Annotated in this window: 19 protein-coding genes; 6 read left to right on the top strand and 13 right to left on the bottom strand. The window is 72.1% G+C overall.

Going from position 1 to position 20,521, the window contains the following annotated elements:
* Positions 1-34 precede the first annotated feature (34 nt).
* Positions 35-454, top strand: coding sequence for a hypothetical protein (locus tag ACWGO8_RS14725; protein ID WP_452043786.1), 420 nt, complete (start codon positions 35-37; stop codon positions 452-454).
* 20 nt (positions 455-474) lie between these two features.
* Here ACWGO8_RS14725 and ACWGO8_RS14720 read toward each other — a convergent pair whose 3' ends face one another.
* Positions 475-2,070, bottom strand: a complete 1,596-nt coding sequence (locus ACWGO8_RS14720) for a pyridoxal phosphate-dependent decarboxylase family protein (RefSeq protein WP_452043785.1) — start codon at positions 2,068-2,070, stop codon at positions 475-477.
* Positions 2,067-3,434, bottom strand: a complete 1,368-nt coding sequence (locus tag ACWGO8_RS14715) for an MFS transporter (protein WP_452043784.1) — start codon at positions 3,432-3,434, stop codon at positions 2,067-2,069. Before ACWGO8_RS14715 ends, ACWGO8_RS14720 begins: the two co-directional genes overlap by 4 nt.
* A gap of 56 nt (positions 3,435-3,490) precedes the next feature.
* On the opposite strand from ACWGO8_RS14715, the gene ACWGO8_RS14710 reads away from it, so the two are divergent.
* Positions 3,491-5,041: a succinic semialdehyde dehydrogenase gene (locus tag ACWGO8_RS14710; RefSeq protein WP_452043783.1), complete on the top strand. Its 1,551-nt coding sequence runs from the start codon at positions 3,491-3,493 to the stop codon at positions 5,039-5,041.
* A gap of 27 nt (positions 5,042-5,068) precedes the next feature.
* Here the strand turns inward: ACWGO8_RS14710 and ACWGO8_RS14705 are convergent, their stop codons facing one another.
* The gene (locus ACWGO8_RS14705) at positions 5,069-5,467 is read right to left on the bottom strand and encodes a twin-arginine translocase TatA/TatE family subunit (protein ID WP_376955478.1); all 399 of its coding nucleotides are present in this window, start codon (positions 5,465-5,467) and stop codon (positions 5,069-5,071) included.
* A gap of 84 nt (positions 5,468-5,551) precedes the next feature.
* Between ACWGO8_RS14705 and ACWGO8_RS14700 the strand changes: the two genes are divergently transcribed.
* Positions 5,552-6,184 carry an O-methyltransferase gene (locus tag ACWGO8_RS14700; protein ID WP_452043782.1) on the top strand — a complete coding sequence of 211 codons (633 nt, stop codon included), beginning with the start codon at positions 5,552-5,554 and terminating at the stop codon, positions 6,182-6,184.
* 1 nt (position 6,185) lies between these two features.
* On the opposite strand, the gene ACWGO8_RS14695 is transcribed toward ACWGO8_RS14700, so the two are convergent.
* The 3 genes from ACWGO8_RS14695 to dapE form a co-directional block, all read right to left on the bottom strand.
* Positions 6,186-6,359, bottom strand: a complete 174-nt coding sequence (locus ACWGO8_RS14695; RefSeq protein WP_067875042.1) for a DUF3117 domain-containing protein — start codon at positions 6,357-6,359, stop codon at positions 6,186-6,188.
* 161 nt (positions 6,360-6,520) lie between these two features.
* Positions 6,521-7,750, bottom strand: a complete 1,230-nt coding sequence (locus ACWGO8_RS14690) for a hypothetical protein (protein WP_452043781.1) — start codon at positions 7,748-7,750, stop codon at positions 6,521-6,523.
* 11 nt (positions 7,751-7,761) lie between these two features.
* Positions 7,762-8,862, bottom strand: coding sequence for a succinyl-diaminopimelate desuccinylase (gene dapE / locus ACWGO8_RS14685; protein ID WP_452043780.1), 1,101 nt, complete (start codon positions 8,860-8,862; stop codon positions 7,762-7,764).
* Between the two features lie 72 nt (positions 8,863-8,934).
* Between dapE and dapD the strand changes: the two genes are divergently transcribed.
* Entirely contained in the window at positions 8,935-9,894 is a 960-nt protein-coding gene (dapD, locus tag ACWGO8_RS14680) for a 2,3,4,5-tetrahydropyridine-2,6-dicarboxylate N-succinyltransferase (RefSeq protein WP_452043779.1), read from the top strand.
* 84 nt (positions 9,895-9,978) lie between these two features.
* Positions 9,979-12,558 (top strand): penicillin acylase family protein, encoded by a 2,580-nt coding sequence (locus ACWGO8_RS14675; protein ID WP_452043778.1) that lies wholly within the window; start codon positions 9,979-9,981, stop codon positions 12,556-12,558.
* A 3-nt stretch (positions 12,559-12,561) separates the two neighbouring features.
* On the opposite strand, the gene ACWGO8_RS14670 is transcribed toward ACWGO8_RS14675, so the two are convergent.
* From ACWGO8_RS14670 to ACWGO8_RS14650, 5 genes are all read right to left on the bottom strand, one after another.
* Positions 12,562-13,872: a citrate synthase gene (locus tag ACWGO8_RS14670; RefSeq protein WP_452043777.1), complete on the bottom strand. Its 1,311-nt coding sequence runs from the start codon at positions 13,870-13,872 to the stop codon at positions 12,562-12,564.
* A 159-nt stretch (positions 13,873-14,031) separates the two neighbouring features.
* Positions 14,032-15,147, bottom strand: coding sequence for a succinyldiaminopimelate transaminase (gene dapC / locus ACWGO8_RS14665; RefSeq protein ID WP_452043776.1), 1,116 nt, complete (start codon positions 15,145-15,147; stop codon positions 14,032-14,034).
* Between the two features lie 2 nt (positions 15,148-15,149).
* Entirely contained in the window at positions 15,150-15,470 is a 321-nt protein-coding gene (gene fdxA, locus ACWGO8_RS14660; RefSeq protein ID WP_148734475.1) for a ferredoxin, read from the bottom strand.
* A gap of 38 nt (positions 15,471-15,508) precedes the next feature.
* Entirely contained in the window at positions 15,509-15,916 is a 408-nt protein-coding gene (locus tag ACWGO8_RS14655) for a histidinol dehydrogenase (RefSeq protein WP_452043775.1), read from the bottom strand.
* On the bottom strand, positions 15,913-16,356 hold the full coding sequence (locus ACWGO8_RS14650) for a hypothetical protein (protein WP_452043774.1): 444 nt from the start codon (positions 16,354-16,356) through the stop codon (positions 15,913-15,915). Before ACWGO8_RS14650 ends, ACWGO8_RS14655 begins: the two co-directional genes overlap by 4 nt.
* Positions 16,357-16,514: 158 nt before the next feature.
* On the opposite strand from ACWGO8_RS14650, the gene ACWGO8_RS14645 reads away from it, so the two are divergent.
* Complete coding sequence (locus ACWGO8_RS14645) at positions 16,515-17,336, top strand: enoyl-CoA hydratase/isomerase family protein (RefSeq protein WP_452043773.1); 822 nt, start codon at positions 16,515-16,517, stop codon at positions 17,334-17,336.
* Positions 17,337-17,425: 89 nt separating this feature from the next.
* On the opposite strand, the gene ACWGO8_RS14640 is transcribed toward ACWGO8_RS14645, so the two are convergent.
* Positions 17,426-18,301: a M23 family metallopeptidase gene (locus ACWGO8_RS14640; RefSeq protein ID WP_452043772.1), complete on the bottom strand. Its 876-nt coding sequence runs from the start codon at positions 18,299-18,301 to the stop codon at positions 17,426-17,428.
* Positions 18,302-18,504: 203 nt separating this feature from the next.
* Entirely contained in the window at positions 18,505-20,409 is a 1,905-nt protein-coding gene (gene typA, locus ACWGO8_RS14635; protein WP_452043771.1) for a translational GTPase TypA, read from the bottom strand.
* Positions 20,410-20,521: the final 112 nt, after the last annotated feature.

The following is a 20,521-nucleotide window of genomic DNA, read 5'->3' as shown; positions in this document are numbered from 1 at the left end:
GACGCGGCGACGACCGCGGACTAGCATGCGACGCATGACGGACGCGCCGCAGTCGAGTGGATCCACATCCTCCGGGTCGAAGGGCGGCGGCTGGTTCTCGGACCTCCCCGAGTGGGCGCGGTGGGCGATCCCGGTGATGCTCGTGTTCCTCGGCATCGGCCTGGTCGCGACCTTCCTCCGCTACACCGGCGGCGCGTCGTCGTCCGACCCCGACGCGCAGGTGCAGTCGCTGTGCCTGACCGCCGTGCAGGACGACCTCGAGGCCCGCGGCAACACCGTCGAGGACCTGCCGCTGTTCTCCGACGTCCAGCAGGTCGACGACGCGGAGTACCGCACGCAGGGATCGGTGTCCTACGAGGAGGACGGCGAGAGCCAGGAGCGCACGGTCCGTTGCGTGGTGCGGGTCGACGAGGACGGCACGATGACGGTCGCCAGCGTCCGCTTCGGGGGCTGAGCAGCGCAGGCTGAGCAGCGCTAGTCGGATCCCGCCGGGCGCGGCTCGACCACCCGGGCGAGCAGTTCCACGAGCAGCCGCTCGGTGAGCGGGCCGGGCAGCGCCTCGACGAGCGCGAGCACCGGTGCCAGCCGATCGGGCAGTGCACCCGTCGCGCCCGCGCCGCCGAGCAGCCCGAACGCGGCGAGCAGCGACGCGGCCGAATCGCTGTCGAGGCCCGCGGCGGCGCCCTGAGCCTGTCGAACGGATGCCACGGCGAGCGCGTCCGCGCCGCCGGGCAGCTGCGCGGAGAGTCCGGCGAGCAGCTCGCCGCCGTCGATCGGCGGCGCGCCGCGCACGGCGTCGGCCGCCGCCACGAGCGCGGCCGACAGCTCGGGCAGCACGGACTCCGTCACGGGCGTGATCGTGAGGTGCGTCGTGTGCGGCAGTCGCGTGCCGTCGGACTGCACGAGTCCGGGCTGCAGCTGCAGGTGCCAGCCCGCGGTGCGTGCGGCATCCGCCCAGTGATGCGGGTCGACCCGACCACGGGGCGCGACCTCGTCGTCGGTCGCGACCGCGAGCAGCGGACCGGTGGGGTCGCCGACCACGCGGAGGCCCTCGATGCCGTCGACGAGCGAGCGGAGCGCGGCGGTCGCCCGGGCCGCGCGGCCCGTGAGCTCGACGAAGCCGGGCTCGCCGAGCGCCTGCACGATCGCCCAGGACGCCGCGAGCGGTCCGGCCGGCCGGGAGCCCGCGAGCGTCGGGTTGACGACCGGGTAGCCGGGCCACGCCGTCGTCGCGAAGTACTGGCGGCGCTGGCGGTCGCGTCCTCGGGTGAGCAGCACCGAGACGCCCTTCGGGGCGTAGCCGTACTTGTGCAGGTCGGCCGAGAGGCTCGTCACGCCCGGCACCGCGAAGTCCCAAGCCGGCAGCTCACCGGGCCAGAACGCGAGCGCGAACCCGCCGATGCAGGCGTCGACGTGCAGCGCGATGTGGCGGGTGGCGCAGATCGCGGCGACCTCGGCGACCGGGTCGAGCGTCGCGAACGGGTACGAGGGCGCGCTGACGACCACGAGCGCGACGTCGTCGCCGAGGCGCTCCTCGAGGTCGTCGACGCGCGGGGCGCCGGTCGCGGGGTCGACGGGGACGAGGTCGAGCGCCAGGCCGAGCAGCTCCGCCGCCTTGTGGAACGCCGCGTGCACCGTGACGGGCGCGACGAGCCGAGGGATGCGCGGCGTGCCCTCGCGGGCCGCGCGCCAGGCGTCGCGGGCCGTCTTCACCGCGAGGATGCAGCTCTCGGTTCCGCCCGATGTCACCGAGCCGACCACGACGTCGGCGTCGGCCTCGGCGCCATCCCCGTCGCCAGCACCCGCGCCGCCAGCCTCGCCGTGGAACACCCGTCGGGCGAAGCCGACCACGGCCGACTCCATCGCGGCGACCGACGTGAACGTGGTCGGGTCGAGCCCGTTCACGGGCTGCACGAGGCGTGCGGCCTCGCCCGCCAGCTCGTCGAGCGCGTGCTCGCCGGAGTCGTACACGTACGAGAGCACGCGTCCGCCGTGCGTCGGCGCGTCGGCGGCGCGGAGGGACTCGAGCTCGGCGATGACCTCGGCGGGGTCGCGCCGGAAGACGCTCACAGGGCCACCGCCCGGAGCGCGGCATCCGCCTGGATGTCATGCCTTCTGAGCGGGTAGCGTCCGATCGGCACGAGGCTCAGCAGCACGAGCGCCGCGGGCAGCAGGCTGAAGCTGACGACGATGCCGACGACCGCCGCGGCGGGCTGCTCGACGACCGTCGATCCGGCCGACTCGACGTAGCCCGTGATCGCGAGCGCGATGGTGAGCAACGTCGCGCCGAGCGCCATGCCGGCCGTCTCGCCGGCGGTCCAGATGCCGCCGAAGCTGCCCGCGCGACCCTCGCCGTGCTGGCGGGCGTCGTGCGAGATCACGTCGGGCAGCATCGCCATGGGCAGGGACTGCATGCCCGCGTAGGCGGCGCCCGCGAGGGCGACGGGTGCGTACACCCAGGCGCCGGGCGCCCAGAGCATGCCGACGAGCGACGCCGCGGCCACGGCGAACAGGATGCTCGCGATGGCGAAACCGCGCTCCTTGCCCACCCGTCGGGCGACCTGCTGCCAGACGGGCGCGCAGAGCACCGCGGGCGCGATGAGCGCGATGAACAGGAACGTCACGGCGCTCTCGTCGTGCAGCACCCAGGTCGCGACGAACTGGGCGCCCGCGAGCATGACGCCGGTCGCGAGCCCCTGCAGCACGAAGGCCGCGAGCAGGTCGCGGAACGGGCGACTGCGGCGGAGCGCCCCGAAGCCCTCGGCGTATCCGGCGCGGAGGCTCCGCGGCTCGTGCGGGCCGGTCGGCGCGCCGCGAACAGCAGTGAAGGATGCCACGAGCATGCCCGCCCCGATCACGACGCCGGCGACGACCGCCATCACGAGGTAGCCGACGTGCTCGTCGGCGAACGCGGCGCGCACCTCGGGGCCGCCCGCGCCGAACAGCAGGATCGCCACGGTGAGCACCACCACGCGCCAGGTGAGGAGTCGCGTGCGGGCGTCGTAGTCGCTCGTGAGCTCGGCCGGCAGCGCGATGTACGGCACCTGGAACAGGCTGAAGGCCGTCGCCGTCGCGAGGAACGCGATGAACACCCAGGTGCCGGATGCCGCGGGGTCGAGCCCCGCGGGCACCGCGAACGTGAGCACGAAGCCCACGGGCAGCGCGACCGCGCCGACGATCATCCACGTGCGGCGCGTGCCGGTGCGGGCGAGCGCCCGGTCGCTGCGCTCCCCGATCCAGGGGTCGATCACGACGTCCCACACCTTGGCGGCGGTCACCACCAGCCCGGCCACGAGCGCGGCGACGCCGAGGGTGTCGGTCAGGTAGTACACGAGCACGAGGCCGGGCAGCGTCGCGAACCCGCCGGTGCCGATCGAGCCGATCGCATACCTGGTCACGACGCCACGGGACAGGGATCGCTCCGGTGCGGTCATGGAGGCAGTGTACTCATCGAACGGCGAAGTGGGACAACTGACCTAGACTGTGCCTCATGCGTGCCACGATGGCCTCCCCCGACCTGTACCGGAGCCTCGCCGACGACGTCGTCGCGTCGGGTTCCGAGACCACCGCCGTCCCCACCCCCTCGACCGGCGGGACCCTGCACGAGCTGCCACGCTCGAGCGCCGACGACGTGCGCGACGCGGTCGCCCGCGCCCGCCTCGCGCAGCTCGCCTGGGCGCGCGCCGGGTTCGCCGAGCGTCGCCGCGTGCTCCTGCGCGCGCACGACCTGCTCCTCGACCGACGCGAGCTCCTGCTCGACCTCGTGCAGCTCGAGAGCGGAAAGACGCGCGGGCAGGCGCTCGAGGAGGTCTTCCAGGCGGCATCCGTGACCCGCTACAACGCGCTCGCCGCGCGGCGCGTGCTGCACGGCCGACGGCGTCGCGCCGGCATCCCCCTCGTCATGACCACGCGCGTGCGCTACCGCCCGAAGGGCGTCGCGGGCGTCATCACGCCGTGGAACTACGCGCTCAGCCTCGCCGCGATGGACGTCGTGCCCGCGCTCGCGGCCGGCTGCGCCGTCGTGCAGAAGGCCGACGACCAGGGTGCGCTGTCGATCCTCGCCCTGCGGCGGGCGTTCGTCGACGCCGGCGTGCCCGAGGCGCTGTGGGCGGTCGTCGCCGGGCCGGCCGACGAGGTGGGCGAGGCGCTCACCGACGAGGTCGACTTCATCTGCTTCACCGGTTCGACGGCCGTCGGCCGGCGGATCGCCGAGAAGGCCGGCCGCCGCCTCGTCGGCGCGTCGCTCGAGCTCGGCGGCAAGAACGCCGCGATCGTCCTCGACGACGTCGACCCCGAGCGCGCCGCGGCGGATGTCGCGTTCGGCTGCTTCTCGGCCATGGGCCAGCTCTGCGTCTCGATGGAGCGCATCTACGTGCAGCGGAAGGTCGCCGGGCCGTTCACGAAGGCGCTCGTCGACCGCCTCGGGTCCGCGACCCTCGGATCGTCGCTCGACTACGGCTCCGACTTCGGCTCGCTCGCGACCGCCGCGCAGCTCGACCGCGTCCAGGCGCACCTCGACGACGCGCTCGGCAAGGGCGCGACCGTGCTCGCCGGCGGCCACGCGCGCCCCGACGTCGGACCGTGGTTCTTCGAGCCCACGGTGCTCACGGGCGTCACGCCCGAGATGCGCGTGCACGCCGAGGAGACCTTCGGCGCGGTCGCGTCGCTCTACCTCGTCGACTCCGAGGAGGAGGCGGTGCTCGCTGCGAACGCGAGCGACTACGGCCTCAACGCCTCCGTCTTCACGACGTCGCCGAGACGCGCGCGGCGGGTCGCCGAGGCGCTCGAGGCGGGCAGCGTGAACATCAACGAGGCGTACCGCGGCTCTTTCGCCTCGGTCGACGCCCCGATGGGCGGCGTGAAGTCGTCGGGCGTCGGCCGCCGCAACGGACCCGAGGGCCTCATGCGGTTCGTGGAGCCCGTCACGATCTCGAGGGCGACCGGGCTCCTGCAGCTGCCCCGGAGCGGGCGCGAGGTGGCGCTGCTCGCCGAGCCGTTCATGCTGCTCGCACGCGTGCTGCGCGGCATCCGTCGCCGCTGAGGTGCGCGACGCCGAGGTGGTTCGAGGCTAGGTGGCCTCGGAGTCGAACGGTGCGGTCTCGCCGGCGCCGAGCACCTCGCGCTTGCGCTTGTGCTGCAGGTAGGCCGAGTTCTCGTTCACGGTCGCGCGGGCCACGACGGGCTTCGCCGGTTCGGGCTCGGCGAACGGGTCGACATCGGTCAACGCCTCGCGGATGATGCGCCGCGGGTCGTACTGCCGGGGGTCGAGCTTGCGCCAGTCGACGTCGTCGAAGTCGGAGCCCATCTCCTCCTTGACGCGGTCCTTCGCGCCGCTCGCCATGTCGCGCAGCGAGCGCACGAGACGGCCGAGTTGCGCGGCGTAGTGCGGGAGTCGCTCGGGCCCGAGCAGGAAGACGGCGATCACCCCGATGATGAGGAGCTTCTCGAACGTCAGACCGAACACCACTACAGGATAGTGGGCGGCGAGGCGTGTGTTCGCCGCAAGCGCCTCACCGTAGGCTTGGGGGTCGAGAGATCACCGGGAGCCGAAGTGTCCGATCGAGACCTGAACTGGAAGTACGTCGACGAGTCGGTCGTGGAGTCCGACGCCATCGCGAAGGCCAGGCAGCAGTCCCTCGAGCTCGGCATCGACCCGGTCTCACCCGCCGTCGGCGCCCAGCTCGGCGTCATCGCCGCGGCCGCGCGCGCCGAGTCCGTCATCGAGGTGGGCACCGGCGTGGGCGTGTCGGGCCTGTGGATGCTGCAGACCGTGCGCAGCGCGATGCTGACGTCGATCGACACCGAGAACGAGTACCAGCAGCACGCCCGCGAGCACTTCGCCGACGCCGGGATCGCGCCCGCGCGCGTCCGGCTCATCGCCGGACGCGCCAGCGAGGTGCTCCCGCGCATGAACGAGAGCTCCTACGACATCGTCGTCATCGACGCGGATGCCCCGTCGGTGATCGAGTACGTCGAGCACGGGCTGCGCCTGGCGAAGCCCTACGGCTCGGTGCTCGTCGCCCGTGCGCTCTGGAAGGGTCGCGTCGCCGACCCGGCGCGCCGGGACGACGCCGCGACCGCCTTCCGCGAGCTCATCTCCGAGCTCTCGGCCTCGTCGGCAGTTGCGACGGCCGTCTCCCCTGCGGGAGACGGCCTGCTCCAGATCGTGAAGCTGGGGGCCTGACTCAGGCGGGATTCACGACGCCGCCGAGGACGTCGTAGAGCTCCTTGGCCTCAGCGTCGTTCACCGAGACGACGAGACGACCGCCTCCCTCGAGCGGAACCCGCACGATGATGAGGCGACCCTCCTTCACAGCCTCCATAGGCCCGTCTCCGGTGCGTGGCTTCATGGCCGCCATTGAGCTACCCCTTTCGTGGCTGATCTTCCCATTATCGGCCATCCCGAGCGGCGCTGGGAAATCCCGGCCGGCTTGTGGACAACGCTTCCAACGCCCCGAGCGCGCGCGACGCGGCATCCGCACGCTCGATTCCGCCGCTCATCAGGAGATGTGCGCACGCATCACGGCGGCGTCCAGTCGCGCCCGTCGACGCCCCAGCAGATGAGGAGCCAGCCGACCTGGAGCAGCAGGAAGAGCACGACGAGTCCCGAGCGGTACCACTTGGACCGCGGCAGGGCGAACGCGCCGAGCAGCGGGAAGAGCGGCGCGAGGATGCGGAACGTGCTCGACTGCGGGAAGAACACGGCCAGCAGGTAGAGCGCGTAGCTGATCGACCAGAACCGGATGTCGGTCCCGAGGCGCCGGACCGCCGGCGAGGCCAGGAACACCGCGAAGGCGAGGATGAGCGCGATGACCGCGATGGTGCCCATCGGCTGCTGCAGCCACCACTCCCCCGACAGGAACCACGCCGTGAACGGCACGAGCTCGCGGTACCCGATGTAGGCCGAGCGCCACGCGAGCTCCGTGTCGAAGTAGGCCATGAGGTCGCCGGTCGCGATCCCGGCGATGGCGATCCAGGCGAGGCCTGCGAGCCCCGAGAACACGGCGGCGGATGCCGCGAGCACGCGTTCGCGCACGGGGAACGGCTCCGTGTCGCGGCGGAACCAACGCCACGCCCAATGCAGTACCAGCGCCAGCGCGAACGCGAGCGCGCCGGGGCGCGTGAACGACCACGCGAGCACCACCGGGAAGAGCCAGCCGTAGCGACGGTCGACGAGCAACAGGAGCGCGAGCGCCAGCCAGAGGAATCCGAGCGACTCGGCATAGCCGAACTGCATGATCGGCGCGACGGGCGCGACGCAGAACAGCACGACCGCGAACAGGGCGCGGTCGGGCTCGAGGAAGCGCGACATGAGCCGGTGGAACACGAGCGCGGCCCCGAGCCCGGCGGCCACGGAGACGAGCACCGACGCGACGTTCCACGGCACGGCGAGCCACGTGAGCGAGCCGACGAGCGCCGGGTAGACCGGGAGGAACGCCCACGCGTTCTCTCCGACGTGCCCCTCGGCGGTGAGCGGCAGGGTCGACGGGTAGCCGCCCAGCCAGATGAGCTGGTACCAGAGCGCGTCCCACATGTTCGCGTACTCGAAGTAGCCGGGCTTGGCCGGCGTCCACGGGTTCGGGCCCTGCGCGCTCGCGAGCGACAGCACGATGACCGTGGTGACGAGGCGGGACGCGGCGTAGACGATCGCGACCTTCGCCCACCACGGCAGCAGTCGCCACCGCACGCGCGGCGACGACCGGGTGGCGCGGAACGGATCGCGCTCCCGCTCGATCGGCGTGCTCGTCACGGCGGCCCCGCTCAGGCCGCGCCGGTGAGCCACGACCGCAGCGCGCGCTCGCACTGCAGGATCTGGTCGGTCGCGACGCGCTCGTCGTCGGCGTGCGCCTTCAGCGGGTCGCCCGGCCCGAAGTTCACTGCGGGGATGCCCATCGCGCTGAACCGCGCGACGTCCGTCCAGCCGTACTTCGGATGCGCCGGCCCGCCCACCGCGGCCACGAACCGCTGCGCGAACTCGGCGTCGAGGCCCGGCCGGGCGCCCTCCGCCTCGTCGACGACCGTGAGCTCGTACTCGGGGAACAGGTCGCGCACGATCTCGATCGCCTCGGCCACCGTGCGGCTCGGCGCGAAGCGGTAGTTCACGTGCAGCATCGCCTCGTCGGGGATCACGTTGCCCGCGATGCCGCCCGAGACGCCCACGGCGTTCAGTCCCTCTCGGTAGGCGAGCCCGTCGACCTCGACGGTCTCGGCCTCGTAGGCGGCGAGCCGCTCGAGCGCGGGCGCGAGCTTGTGCACGGCGTTGTCGCCGACCCAGCTGCGCGCGGAGTGCGCGCGCACGCCGTAGGCGCGCAGCTCGACCCGGAGGTTGCCGTTGCAGCCGCCCTCGACGCGGGAGTTCGACGGCTCGCCGAGGATCGCGAAGTCGCCCGTGAACAGGTCGGGCCGGTTGCGCGCGAGGCGTCCGAGGCCGTTGAGCTCGGCGGAGACCTCCTCGTGGTCGTACCACATCCAGGTGATGTCGTACGCGGGATCCGCGAGCTCCGAAGCGAGCTTCAGCTGCACCGCGACGCCGCCCTTCATGTCCACCGTGCCCCGACCCCAGAGGTAGCGCTCGCCGTCGACCGTCTCGAACCGGGTCGGCAGGTTGCGGTTGACCGGCACGGTGTCGAGGTGCCCGGCGATCACGACGCGGCGCTCCCGGCCGAGGTTCGTGCGGGCCACCACGGTGTCGCCGTCGCGGATGAGGTCGAGGTGCCCGGCATCCGCGAGGGCCTCGACGACGAGGTCGGCGAGCAGCGTCTCGTCGCCCGAGACGCTCGGCACGTCGCAGATCGCCTGCGTGATGGCCACCGAGTCGGCGGTGAGGTCGAGGACGGGCCGGGGCGAGGCGTCAGCAGGCATGCTCCGAGTCTACGGAGCGACCACGTGCGTCACGGATGCCGCGGGCGGGCGGCCCGCGGATACGCTGGAGTCATGCCCGCCACGAACGACGCCGCCTCCTCCCCTGCCCGCACCGCCTGGGGTCACGGCCTGGCGACGGTCGCCGCCGACGGGACCGTGCTCGACACGTGGTACCCGTCGCCCGCGCTCGGCGTCGACGACGGATCGCCCGTGCCGGTCGAGCTGCGCGCGCTCGCCGAGCGCGACGAACGCCGCGCGGTGTCGGTGGAGCCCGTCACCGTCGTGATCGACCTCGACGCGCCGCCCGCGGGAACGTCCGACGCCTACCTGCGCCTGCACCTGCTGTCGCACCTCGTCGTGCGGCCCAACGAGGTCAACCTCGACGGCGTGTTCGGCCACCTGCCCGCGGTCGTGTGGACGAACGCGGGCCCGGTGCATCCGACCGACTTCGCCCGGCTGCGCCCCGCCCTGCAGCGCGACGGCATCCACGCCACCGGGGTCGACAAGTTCCCGCGCCTGCTCGACTACGTCGTGCCCGAGCGCGTGCGCATCGCGGATGCCTCGCGCGTGCGCCTCGGCGCCCACCTCGCGCCCGGCACCACGGTCATGCACGAGGGCTTCGTGAACTTCAACGCCGGCACCCTCGGCACGTCGATGGTGGAGGGCCGGATCTCGCAGGGCGTCGTGGTCGGCGACGGCAGCGACATCGGCGGCGGCGCGTCCATCATGGGCACCCTCTCGGGCGGCGGCACGCAGCGCGTCGCGATCGGCGAGCGCGCCCTGCTCGGCGCGAACTCGGGCATCGGCATCTCCATCGGCGACGACTCCGTCGTCGAGGCGGGGCTCTACGTCACGGCGGGCACGAAGGTGGTCGTCGTGGGCGGCTCGGGCGAGGCCGGCCGCACCGTGAAGGCCCTCGAGCTCTCGGGCGTGCCGAACCTGCTGTTCCGTCGCAACTCGCTCAACGGACAGGTCGAGGTGCTTTCGCGCACGGGCGACGGGGTCGCCCTGAACGCCGCGCTGCACGCCTGACGCGACGCACGGCGACGTCGACTACAGTGGGGTCCTCAGGCCGCCGGTCGGCGGCCGTCGCCGTGCGCATCACGAAGGAGTGACGTGGGGACCGACGCACCCAGGACCCACCGGCACCGGGGACTCGCGTTCCTGACGGGCCTGCTCATCGCGGTGCTCGTGCTCGTGGTCGCCGCGGCGGGCCTCGGCTGGTGGACGGTGCAGCGCTCCTTCCCGACCACGAGCGGCCGCCTCGAGGTGCCGGGCCTCACGGCCGCGGTGACGGTCTACCGCGACGACGCCGGCATCCCGCAGCTCGTCGCCGAGACCGACCACGACCTCTTCCTCGCGCAGGGCTACGTGCACGCGCAGGACCGGTTCTGGGAGATGGACTTCCGCAGACACGTGACCGCCGGACGCGTGGCGGAGCTCTTCGGCGAGTCGCAGGTCGCCACCGACGCGTTCGTGCGCACGCTCGACTGGCGCGGCATCGCCGAGCAGGAGTACGCGCTGCTCGATCCGGCCACGCGCGGCTACTACGAGGCGTACGCCCAGGGCGTCAACGCGTACCTCCAGGAGCGCACCGGCGCCGACCTCTCCCTCGAGTACGCCGTGCTGGGCCTGCAGAACCCGGGCTACACGCCCGAGCCGTGGACGCCCGTCGACTCCATCGCGTGGCTCAAGGCCATGGCCTGGGACCTCCGATCCAACCTCGTCGACGAGGTCGACCGCGCGCTCCTCGCGAGCGAGCTGCCCGCCGAGGAGGTCGCGCGGCTGCACCCCGGATTCGCGTGGGACTCGATGCCGACCATCATGAAGGGGATGCCGGCCGAGGCGGCGCCGGCCGGCCTCGACGCCGAGGCGCTGCCCGACGGGGCATCCGCTTCGCCCTCGACCCTCGACCCCGAGACGGCCGCGGCGATCGCCGAGCCCCTGTCGTCGCTCGCGGCGCTGCTCGACGACGTGCCCGAGCTGCTCGGGCCCGACGGCGGCGAGCTCGGCTCGAACTCGTGGGTCGTCTCGGGCGCGCTCACCGAGTCGGGGATGCCGCTCCTGGCCAACGACCCGCACCTCGGGCCCGCGATGCCCTCCATCTGGACCCAGATGGGCCTGCACTGCGCCGAGCTCCGTGAGGACTGCGACTTCGACGTCGCGGGCTACACGTTCTCGGGCCTGCCGGGCGTGATCATCGGCCACAACCAGCGCATCGCCTGGGGCTTCACCAACCTCGGGCCCGATGTGGCCGACCTCTACCTCGAGAAGGTCGACGGCGACACCTACCAGCTCGACGGGCAGGTCGTGCCGCTCACGCTCCGCGAGGAGACCATCGACGTGGCCGGCGGCGACCCCGTCACCATCACGGTGCGCTCCACGGCGCGTGGGCCGATCGTGACCGACATCGGCTCGGACTTCGGCGAGATCGCGGCCGAGTACCCCGCGGCATCCGGCGCCCCCGACGGTCGGTACGAGCTGTCGCTCCAGTGGACGGCCCTGACCCCGGGCACCACCGCCGCCTCCGTCTTCGCGCTGAACCGGGCCAAGGACTGGGCCGCCTTCCGCGCCGCGGCCGACCTCTTCGACGTGCCCGCCCAGAACCTCGTCTACGCCGACGTCGACGGCAACATCGGCTACCAGGCGCCCGGCTCCATCCCGATCCGGCGCTCGGGCGACGGCACCGTGCCCATGCCCGGCTGGACGAGCGACAACGGCTGGAGCGGCATGGTGCCCTTCGACCAGCTGCCCTCGATGCTCAACCCCGACCGCGGGTGGATCATCACCGCCAACAACGCCGTCAGCCGCGACGGGCCCGTCCTCACCCAGGACTGGGACCTCGGCTACCGGGCCGAGACGATCGAGCGGATGCTGCAGGAGCGCATCGCCGACGGCGAGAAGCTCACCGCCGACGACCTCGCCGAGATGCAGCTCGACACCGCGGACATGAACGCCGCGGCGATCCTGCCCGTCATCGCAGAGCTGTCGCTCGAGGGCGACGCGGCCCGCGGCGCCGACCTGCTCGACGGCTGGGACGGCCGCGCCGACGTCGACAGCGGCCAGGCCGCGTACTTCGCGGTGTTCTGGCGCAACCTCCTCGACGACATGTTCGGCTCGCTGCCCGAGGCGACCCGGCCCGTGGGCGGCGACCGCTGGTATGGCGTGGTCGACGGGCTGCTCGACGAGCCCGATGCACGCTGGTGGACGAATGAGGACCAGGGCGTCGCCGGTCGCGACGCCATGCTCGCGCAGGCCCTCGACGACGCGTGGGACGAGTCGTCCAACCGCATGGGCGCCGACCCCGACCGGTGGCGCTGGGGCCTCCTGCACACGCTCACGCTGACCAACCAGAGCTTCGGGCAGTCGGGCATCGGCCCGATCGAGTGGCTGTTCAACCGCGGGCCGTACGAGGTCGGCGGCGGCTCGTCGATCGTGAACGCGATCGGCTGGGATGCGAGCATCGGGTACGGCGTGGACTGGGTGCCGTCGATGCGCATGATCGTGGACCTCGACGACCTCGACGCGTCACGGTGGGTCAACCTCACGGGCGCGTCGGGGCACGCGTTCCACCCGCACTACGCCGACCAGGCTCCGCTCTGGCAGGACGGCGAGACGCGCGAGTGGCCGTTCACCATGGACGCCGTGCGCGAGGCCGCCGGCGACACGCTGCAGTTGCAGCCGGCCGGAGGCTGAGGTTCAGGCCGAGGGGTAGCCGCGCGCCGGCTCGCCCACGTACAGCTGCTGCGGACGGCCGATCTTCGTCTGCGGGTCGAGGTTCATCTCGCGCCAGTGCGCCATCCAGCCGGGCAGGCGGCCGATCGCGAACAGCACGGTGAACATGCGCGTGGGGAAGCCCATCGCCTTGTAGATCACGCCCGTGTAGAAGTCCACGTTCGGGTAGAGGCGACGCTCCTTGAAGTAGTCGTCCTCCAGCGCGATCTGCTCGAGCTCCTTCGCGAGGTCGAGGAGCGGGTCGTTGACGCCGAGGCCCGCGAGGACCTCGTCGGCCGACTCCTTCACGAGCCTCGCGCGCGGGTCGTAGTTCTTGTAGACCCGGTGGCCGAAGCCCATGAGCTTGACGCCGTCCTCCTTGCGCTTGACGCGCTCGACGAACTTCGCGACGCCCTCGCCCGAGTCGCGGATGCGTGCGAGCATCTGCAGCACGGCCTCGTTCGCGCCGCCGTGGAGCGGGCCCGAGAGCGCCTGGATGCCGGCGGAGATCGACGCGTAGAGGTTCGCACCCGTCGAGCCGACGAGTCGCACGGTCGACGTGGACGCGTTCTGCTCGTGGTCCTCGTGGAGGATGAGCAGCCGATCGAGCGCCTTCGAGAGCACCGGGTCGATCGCATACGGCTCCGCCATGTTGCCGAAGTTGAGCCGCAGGAAGTTGTCGACGAAGCTCAGCGAGTTGTCTGGGTAGAGGAACGCCTGGCCGATGCTCTTCTTGTGCGCATAGGCGGCGATGACGGGAAGCTTCGCGAGCAGGCGCACCATCGTGAGCTCGACGTCGTCGAGGTCATGGGGGTCCGACGAGTCCTCGTAGTAGGTCGAGAGCGCGGAGACGGCGCTCGAGAGCACGGCCATCGGGTGCGCGGTGTGCGGGAGCGCGGAGAAGAACCGCTTGAGATCCTCGTGCAGCAGCGTGTGCCGGCGGATCTTCTCGTCGAACTCCCCGAGCTGGTCGGTCGTCGGCAGGCTGCCGTAGATGAGCAGCCACGCCACCTCGAGGTACGTGGAATGCTCGGCGAGCTGCTCGATCGGGAATCCGCGGTAGCGCAGGATGCCCTGCTCGCCGTCGATGTAGGTGATCTTCGACTGGGTCGACGCGGTGTTGACGAAGCCGTAGTCGAGCGCGGTGAGGCCGGTCTGGCGGGTGAGGGTCGACAGGTCGATGCTCGAATTGCCGTCGACGGCCGTGCGGATCGGGAACTCCGCGGTGCCGCCCGGGAAGGACAGGGTGGCGGCCTGGGGGTTCTGCCCGCTCGCCGGGGTCACGACGTCGCTCACGGCGCCTCCTGTGATCGTCACGTTCGCGGTCACCTGCTTTCCGAATTGGGGGCCGAAGGGCCGCGGATCCGAATACAGCCTAGACGTGCTCGCGGCACACTGTGGCATCCGCCAAGAGATCAGGGCTTCCGTTGGGGGTACACACAGGGTTGCCCCGGCTCACGCCGAGGCGACCGCCCGGAGCCGCTCCGCGGCCGCGGAGATGCGCTCGTCGCTCGCCGTGAGCGAGAGCCGCACGTGCTCGGGGAAGTGCACCCCGTAGAAGTGCCCGGGCCCGCCCAGGATGCCGAGATCGGCGAGGCGGCCGAGGCTGTCCCACGCGTCGCGACCCTCGGTCGCCCAGAGGTAGAGCCCGGCCTCGCTGCGGTCGATGCGGAACCCGGCGTCCTCGAGTGCCGACTTCAAGATGCCGCGGCGCGCCCGGTACCGCTCCTTCTGCTCCGCGACGTGCGCCTCGTCGCCGAGGGCGGCGACCATCGCGTGCTGGAGCGGCTGCGGCAGCATGAGCCCCGCGTGCTTGCGCACGTTGGTGATGCGCGCGATGAGCGTGCGGCATCCGGCCATGAACGCCGCGCGGTAGCCGGCCATGTTCGACTGCTTCGAGAGCGAGTAGATGACGAGGGTGTCGCGCCGGTCGCCGTCGGTGACGGCCGGGTCGAGCAGGCTCGGCACGGGCTCGTCGACCCAGCGGCCCTCCCAGCCGAGCTCGGCGTAGCACTCGTCGCCGACGATCACGGCGCCGAGCTCGCGGGCGCGGGCGCGGGCGGCGCGGAGCTCCTCGATCGTGAGCACGCGCCCGTCGGGGTTGCCGGGGCTGTTCAGCCAGATCAGCCGCGTGCCGACGGGCCAGTCGGCCGGGTCGTCGGCGGCCATGGCGGTCGCGCCGACGAGCACCGCGCCCATCTCGTAGCTGGGGTACGCCGCGCGCGGGTGCACGACGATGTCGCCGTCGCCGAGGCCGAGCAGGAACGGCAGCAGCGCGACGAGCTCCTTCGAGCCGATCGTCGGCAGCACGTTCGCCTCGGTGAGCCCGGGCACGCCGCGGCGCCGCTCGAACCAGCGCACGATCTCGGCGCGCAGCTCGGGCGTGCCGACGGTGGTCGGGTACGCGTGCGCGTCGGTCGCGACGGCGAGCGCCTCGCGCACGATCGTGGGCGTGGGGTCGACGGGCGAGCCGATCGACAGGTCGACGATACCGCCGGAGTGCGACTCGGCCCGGTCCCGGTAGGGGCCCATGAGGTCCCAGGGGTAGTCGGGCAGGTCGCCTCTCGCCATGCTCAGTGGCCCTGCGGAGGCAGGGCGGCGATGATCGGGTGGTCCTTTGGGATCACACCGACCTTCGCAGCGCCACCCGGCGAGCCGACCTCGTCGAAGAACTCGACGTTGGCCTTGTAGTAGTCGGCCCACTCCTCGGGGAGGTCGTCCTCGTAGTAGATCGCCTCGACGGGGCACACGGGCTCGCAGGCGCCGCAGTCGACGCACTCGTCGGGGTGGATGTACAGCGAGCGTTCACCCTCGTAGATGCAGTCGACGGGGCATTCGTCGATGCAGGCCCGGTCCTTGACGTCGACACACGGCAGGGCGATGACATAGGTCACGGTGACTCGCTGTCCTCTCGGATGGCTGGGATACCAGTCTATGCGCCGTCGGCGACGGCGGTGCGTCGTGCGGGCAGGCTCGGCCACGCCACGACGAACACGGCGATGAGAGCCGGTCCCACCGCCCAGATGGTGCCGACGAGGTCGCCGGCGACGAGCACGGAGCCGCCGGGGCCGGGCAGCGTGAGCAGCGCGACGATCCCCACGATGCCGGCGCCGGCGGCCGCGGCGGCCCAGCGACCGCCGGCCACGAGCCGGATGCCGAGGAGGAGTGCGAAGACGCCGACGAGGGCGAGCGCGAGGCCCCAGGGGACCTCGACGTCGCCGATGCGGAGGCTCTGCCGGTGCCCGACCGTGGCGACCGCGCCGTAGATCACGCCGATGAGGAACGCGAGGGCGTACGTGCCGACGCGCGCGAGCAGCGTCGGGCTCTGCTGGTCGTTCACTGCTGCGTCGGGGTGACGGTGTACGAGACGTTCTTGCCCTGGCCCACGAGCAGCACGGTGTACTCGCCGTCGGAGTAGAGCTCGGCACCCATGCCGCCGGTCGCGATCGACGGGTCCTTGGTGAAGCCCGCGCCCTCCAGCGCGGCCGCCGCATCGGCCATCGGGTCGGCGGCGTCGGACGTGACCACGACCGTCCATCCCTCGGTGCCCTCGGCCGATCCGCCGGCGCCGCCCGCGATCGAGCCGTCGATCACGGGGACCGACTCGGGGAAGCCCTCGGGCAGCTCGCCGAGGCTGACGTCGCCGCCGGTCGCGCTCTCGATCGCCTCCTCGACCCCCTGCTGCACGGCGTCGACGGGATTGCAGCCGGTCAGGAGCGACGCGGTGACGCCGGCGACCGCCAGGGCGATCGCGGCACGTGTGCGGGTCGGGGTCGACATGGCGGACTCCTCGGTGGCGGTCGATGGCGGAGGGCGAGCCGTGTGCGCGGCACGGAGCCGCGGCATCCGCTCGCTCGGAGTCTATCTCCCGGCGCCCGGGCGCGACGATGCCGTAGCGTGGGTGAGGCGCGGCGCCGGCGCCGCCGGGAGAGGACGCGATGACGATGTCGGATGCTGCAGCGACCGGGGGCGACGGCGAGCGGGCGGTGCGCGTGGAGCGCGATGCCAACGTCGCGATCGTCGTGATCGACCGGCCCGCCGCGCTCAACGCGCTCTCGGCGTCGGTGCTCGAGGAGCTCGAGGCCGCGTTCACGGCGCTGGCCGACGAGGTGCCGGAGATCCGCGGCGTCCTGCTCGTCGGCGAGGGCGGGCGGGCGTTCGTCGCCGGGGCGGACATCCGCGCCATGACCGCGCTGACACCCGAGGAGGCCGCCGAGCTCTCGCGTCGCGGGCACCGCGCCGCGGCCGCGATCGAGGCGCTCCCGGCACCGGTCATCGCCTGCGTCGACGGCTACGCACTCGGCGGCGGGCTCGAGATGGCGCTCGCATGCGACCTCATCTACGCGACGGATGCCTCGACGTTCGGCCAGCCAGAGGTGAAGCTCGGCCTCATCCCCGGCTTCGGCGGCACCGTGCGGCTGCCGCGCGCGGTGGGCCTCGCACGCGCGAAGGAGCTCATCTACTCCGGACGGCGGATCGGGATCGACGAGGCGCTCGACTCGGGCCTCGTCGCCCGCAGCTTCGCCGACCGCGCGGCGCTCCTCGACGGAGCCCGTGCGACGATCGACCTGATCGCGACGAACTCCCCCACCGCGGTCGGCACCGCCAAGCGCGTGCTCGTCGAGGCGGCCGGCCAGCCCACCGCGGTCGCGAGCGACCTCGAGGTCGGCGCGTTCGAGGACGCGTTCCGCACCGAGGACATGCGGGAGGGCGTCGCCGCCTTCCTCGAGAAGCGCGAGCCGCGGTTCGGGGGCGCCTGAGACGTCAGGGCATCACGGCGGCGACGGCGCCGGATGCAGCGCGAGGCGGGCGCACGCACGCGCCCGCCCCGCGGCATCCGCGGCACTCGTCAGGCGTTGACGTGCTCGGAGAGCCAGGCGAACCCGTCGAAGCGGACGCCGTCGGCGCCGAACATCTCGAGGTGCAGGTGCGGGCCGGTCGACTGGCCGGTGGTGCCGACGAGGCCGATCTGCTGGCCGGCGGTGATCTGCTGGCCCTCGGACACCTGGAGCGAGCCGTACTGCATGTGGCCGTACGAGGTCGTGACGAGCTCGCCGCCGATGTTGTGCTGCACCTCGACGTTCACGCCGAGCCCGCCGCCGTCCTCGGTGGCGAGCACGACGACACCGTCGGCGACGGACATGACGGGCGTGCCGTTGCCGGGATTGAAGTCGACGCCGTCGTGATACGTCGAGCAGCCGTCGCACGGCGCTTCGCGGGGGCCGAAGCCCGAGGCGCGCTTCGACCAGTCGACGACCGGCCAGACGATGCGGCCGGACTCGACGACCGAGACCGAGCCGAGGCCGGCGACCTCGCTCGTGATGGGCGGCGGAGCCGCCTCGACCGAGTAGCCGCCGGGCATCATGGGCTCGAGCACGGCCTCGCTCGCGACGTCGAGCGTCTGCGGGTCGAGCGAGATCGTGTCGTCGACGGGGGCGTAGACCGAGGCGCGAGGCTCGGCGTCGGTCGCGCTGATGGCGAGCGCCGGCACGCTCGTGGCGATCATCATGCCGCCGACGAACGACATCGCGAGCACCGAGACGGCCGGGCGGAGCGACCGACGACGGCCGTCGGGACGGGTCGTCGGCGTCGAGGCCGTGGCTGCCGCGGCCTCGCGACGCTCGCTGGAGCGTGCGGCGGACTCACGGGTCGCTCGGGTGCTGCGGGTGGTGAAGCGGACAGGGGGCGTTGAGGCGGCTCGACGGCCGTGCTTGGGGGAAGTCATGCAGTGCGTTACGTATTCGGGTTCGGGGGCGTTGAGACAATCTCGCCTACCGTACGCACCGAGTCTGGGAGGTTCCTCCGTTATCGAACCGTTATCTGGGAAAGCCCTGAGAACGCTTTCCCGAAACGATTCAATGGCCGGGCCCACCGGAGACGCCGAAGGACGCCCGAGGTGCACTCCCGGGCGTCCTTCGTACGGGCGTGCTAGCCCTGCTTCTTCAGGCGCGACGCCGCGCGGGCGCGCGCCGTCTGGTCGAGCTCGACCTTGCGGATGCGCACCTTCTCGGGCGTGACCTCGACGCACTCGTCCTCGCGGGCGAACTCGAGGCACTCCTCGAGCGTGAGCTGGCGCGAGGGCGTCATCGACTCGAAGGTGTCGGCCGTCGACGAACGCATGTTCGTGAGCTTCTTCTCCTTCGTGATGTTCACGTCCATGTCGTCGTTGCGCGAGTTCTCGCCGATGACCATGCCCTCGTAGACCTCCTCCGTGGGGTTCACGAAGAAGGTCATGCGCTCCTGGAGCGCGATGATGGCGAACGGGGTGACCACGCCGGCGCGGTCGGCCACGATGGAGCCGTTGTTGCGCGTCATGATGGCGCCGGCCCACTCGTCGTAGCCGTGCGAGATCGCGTTCGCGATGCCGGTGCCGCGCGTGATGGTGAGGAACTCGGTGCGGAACCCGATGAGCCCGCGGCTCGGCACGATGAACTCCATGCGCACCCAGCCCGTGCCGTGGTTCGCCATGTTGTCCATGCGGCCCTTGCGCGCGGCGAGGAGCTGCGTGATCGCACCGAGGTACTCCTCAGGCGCGTCGATCGTGAGGTGCTCGAAGGGCTCGTGCACCTTGCCGTCGACGGTGCGGGTGACCACCTGCGGCTTGCCGACCGTGAGCTCGAAGCCCTCGCGGCGCATCTGCTCGACGAGGATCGCGAGCGCGAGCTCGCCGCGGCCCTGCACCTCCCACGCGTCGGGGCGGCCGATGTCGACCACCTTCAGCGACACGTTGCCGACCAGCTCGCGGTCGAGGCGGTCCTTCACCATGCGCGCGGTGAGCTTGTGGCCCTTGACCTTGCCCACGATGGGCGACGTGTTCGTGCCGATCGTCATCGAGATCGCGGGGTCGTCGACGTGGATCGCCGGCAGCGGGCGCACGTCCTCGGAGTCGGCGAGGGTCTCGCCGATCGTGATGTCCTCGATGCCCGCGACGGCGATGATGTCGCCGGGGCCCGCCTCCTCGGCGGGGAAGCGCTCGAGCGCCTTCGTCTTCAGGAGCTCGGTGATGCGCACGTTCGAGTGCGAGCCGTCGTGACGCACCCACGCGACCGTCTGGCCCTTGCGGATGGTGCCGTTGAAGACGCGCAGCAGCGCGAGGCGGCCGAGGAACGGCGACGCGTCGAGGTTCGTCACCCACGCCTGCAGCGGCGCCTCGTCGTCGTAGGTCGGCGCGGGAACGTGCTCGAGGATCGCCGCGAAGAGCGGTTCGAGGTCGTCGCTGTCGGGCAGGCTGCCGTTGGCCGGCTTCGTGCTCGAGGCGCGGCCGGCCTTGCCCGACGCATAGACGACGGGCACGTCGAGGATCGCGTCGAGGTCGAGGTCGGGGACGTCGTCGGCGAGGTCGCTCGCGAGGCCGAGGAGCAGGTCCTGGCTCTCGGCGACGACCTCGTCGATGCGCGCATCGGGCCGGTCGGTCTTGTTGACGAGCAGGATCACCGGGAGGCGGGCCTCGAGCGCCTTGCGCAGCACGAAGCGCGTCTGGGGCAGCGGTCCCTCGCTGGCGTCGACGAGGAGCACCACGCCGTCGACCATCGAGAGGCCGCGCTCGACCTCGCCGCCGAAGTCGGCGTGGCCCGGGGTGTCGATCACGTTGATGGTGACGGCGCCGCCGTTCGCGTGCGCACCGCGGTACTCGACCGCGGTGTTCTTCGCGAGGATCGTGATGCCCTTCTCGCGCTCGAGCTCGTTCGAGTCCATCGCGCGCTCGTCGACGTGGGCGTGCTCGGCGAACGAGTTGGTCTGCTTGAGCATGGCGTCGACGAGGGTCGTCTTGCCGTGGTCGACGTGGGCGACGATCGCGACGTTGCGCAGGTCGTTGCGGGTGGCGTTGGCCATTGGTGGGTCCTCAGTGGGGTACGTGTCGTCACATGGCACCGGCGCAGCCCTGGGCGGGCGGCACGACGGCAGCGCGGAAGCGCTGTGTGTGGAGGTCGGTGGGATGGCGCGG

It is taken from the genome of Agromyces sp. NPDC055661, assembly GCF_053618135.1.
The sequence above is the reverse complement of the archived record's forward strand: the minus strand, read 5'-3'. Positions and strand labels throughout refer to the sequence as shown.

Coding starts and splice junctions, on each gene's coding strand:
- ACWGO8_RS14725 (WP_452043786.1), top strand. CDS start 35: ATGACGGACGCGCCGCAGTCGAGTGGATCCACATCCTCCGGGTCGAAG.
- ACWGO8_RS14715 (WP_452043784.1), bottom strand. CDS start 3,434: ATGACCGCACCGGAGCGATCCCTGTCCCGTGGCGTCGTGACCAGGTAT.
- ACWGO8_RS14710 (WP_452043783.1), top strand. CDS start 3,491: ATGCGTGCCACGATGGCCTCCCCCGACCTGTACCGGAGCCTCGCCGAC.
- ACWGO8_RS14695 (WP_067875042.1), bottom strand. CDS start 6,359: ATGGCGGCCATGAAGCCACGCACCGGAGACGGGCCTATGGAGGCTGTG.
- dapE (WP_452043780.1), bottom strand. CDS start 8,862: ATGCCTGCTGACGCCTCGCCCCGGCCCGTCCTCGACCTCACCGCCGAC.
- dapD (WP_452043779.1), top strand. CDS start 8,935: ATGCCCGCCACGAACGACGCCGCCTCCTCCCCTGCCCGCACCGCCTGG.
- dapC (WP_452043776.1), bottom strand. CDS start 15,147: ATGGCGAGAGGCGACCTGCCCGACTACCCCTGGGACCTCATGGGCCCC.
- ACWGO8_RS14650 (WP_452043774.1), bottom strand. CDS start 16,356: ATGTCGACCCCGACCCGCACACGTGCCGCGATCGCCCTGGCGGTCGCC.
- ACWGO8_RS14645 (WP_452043773.1), top strand. CDS start 16,515: ATGACGATGTCGGATGCTGCAGCGACCGGGGGCGACGGCGAGCGGGCG.
- ACWGO8_RS14640 (WP_452043772.1), bottom strand. CDS start 18,301: ATGACTTCCCCCAAGCACGGCCGTCGAGCCGCCTCAACGCCCCCTGTC.
- typA (WP_452043771.1), bottom strand. CDS start 20,409: ATGGCCAACGCCACCCGCAACGACCTGCGCAACGTCGCGATCGTCGCC.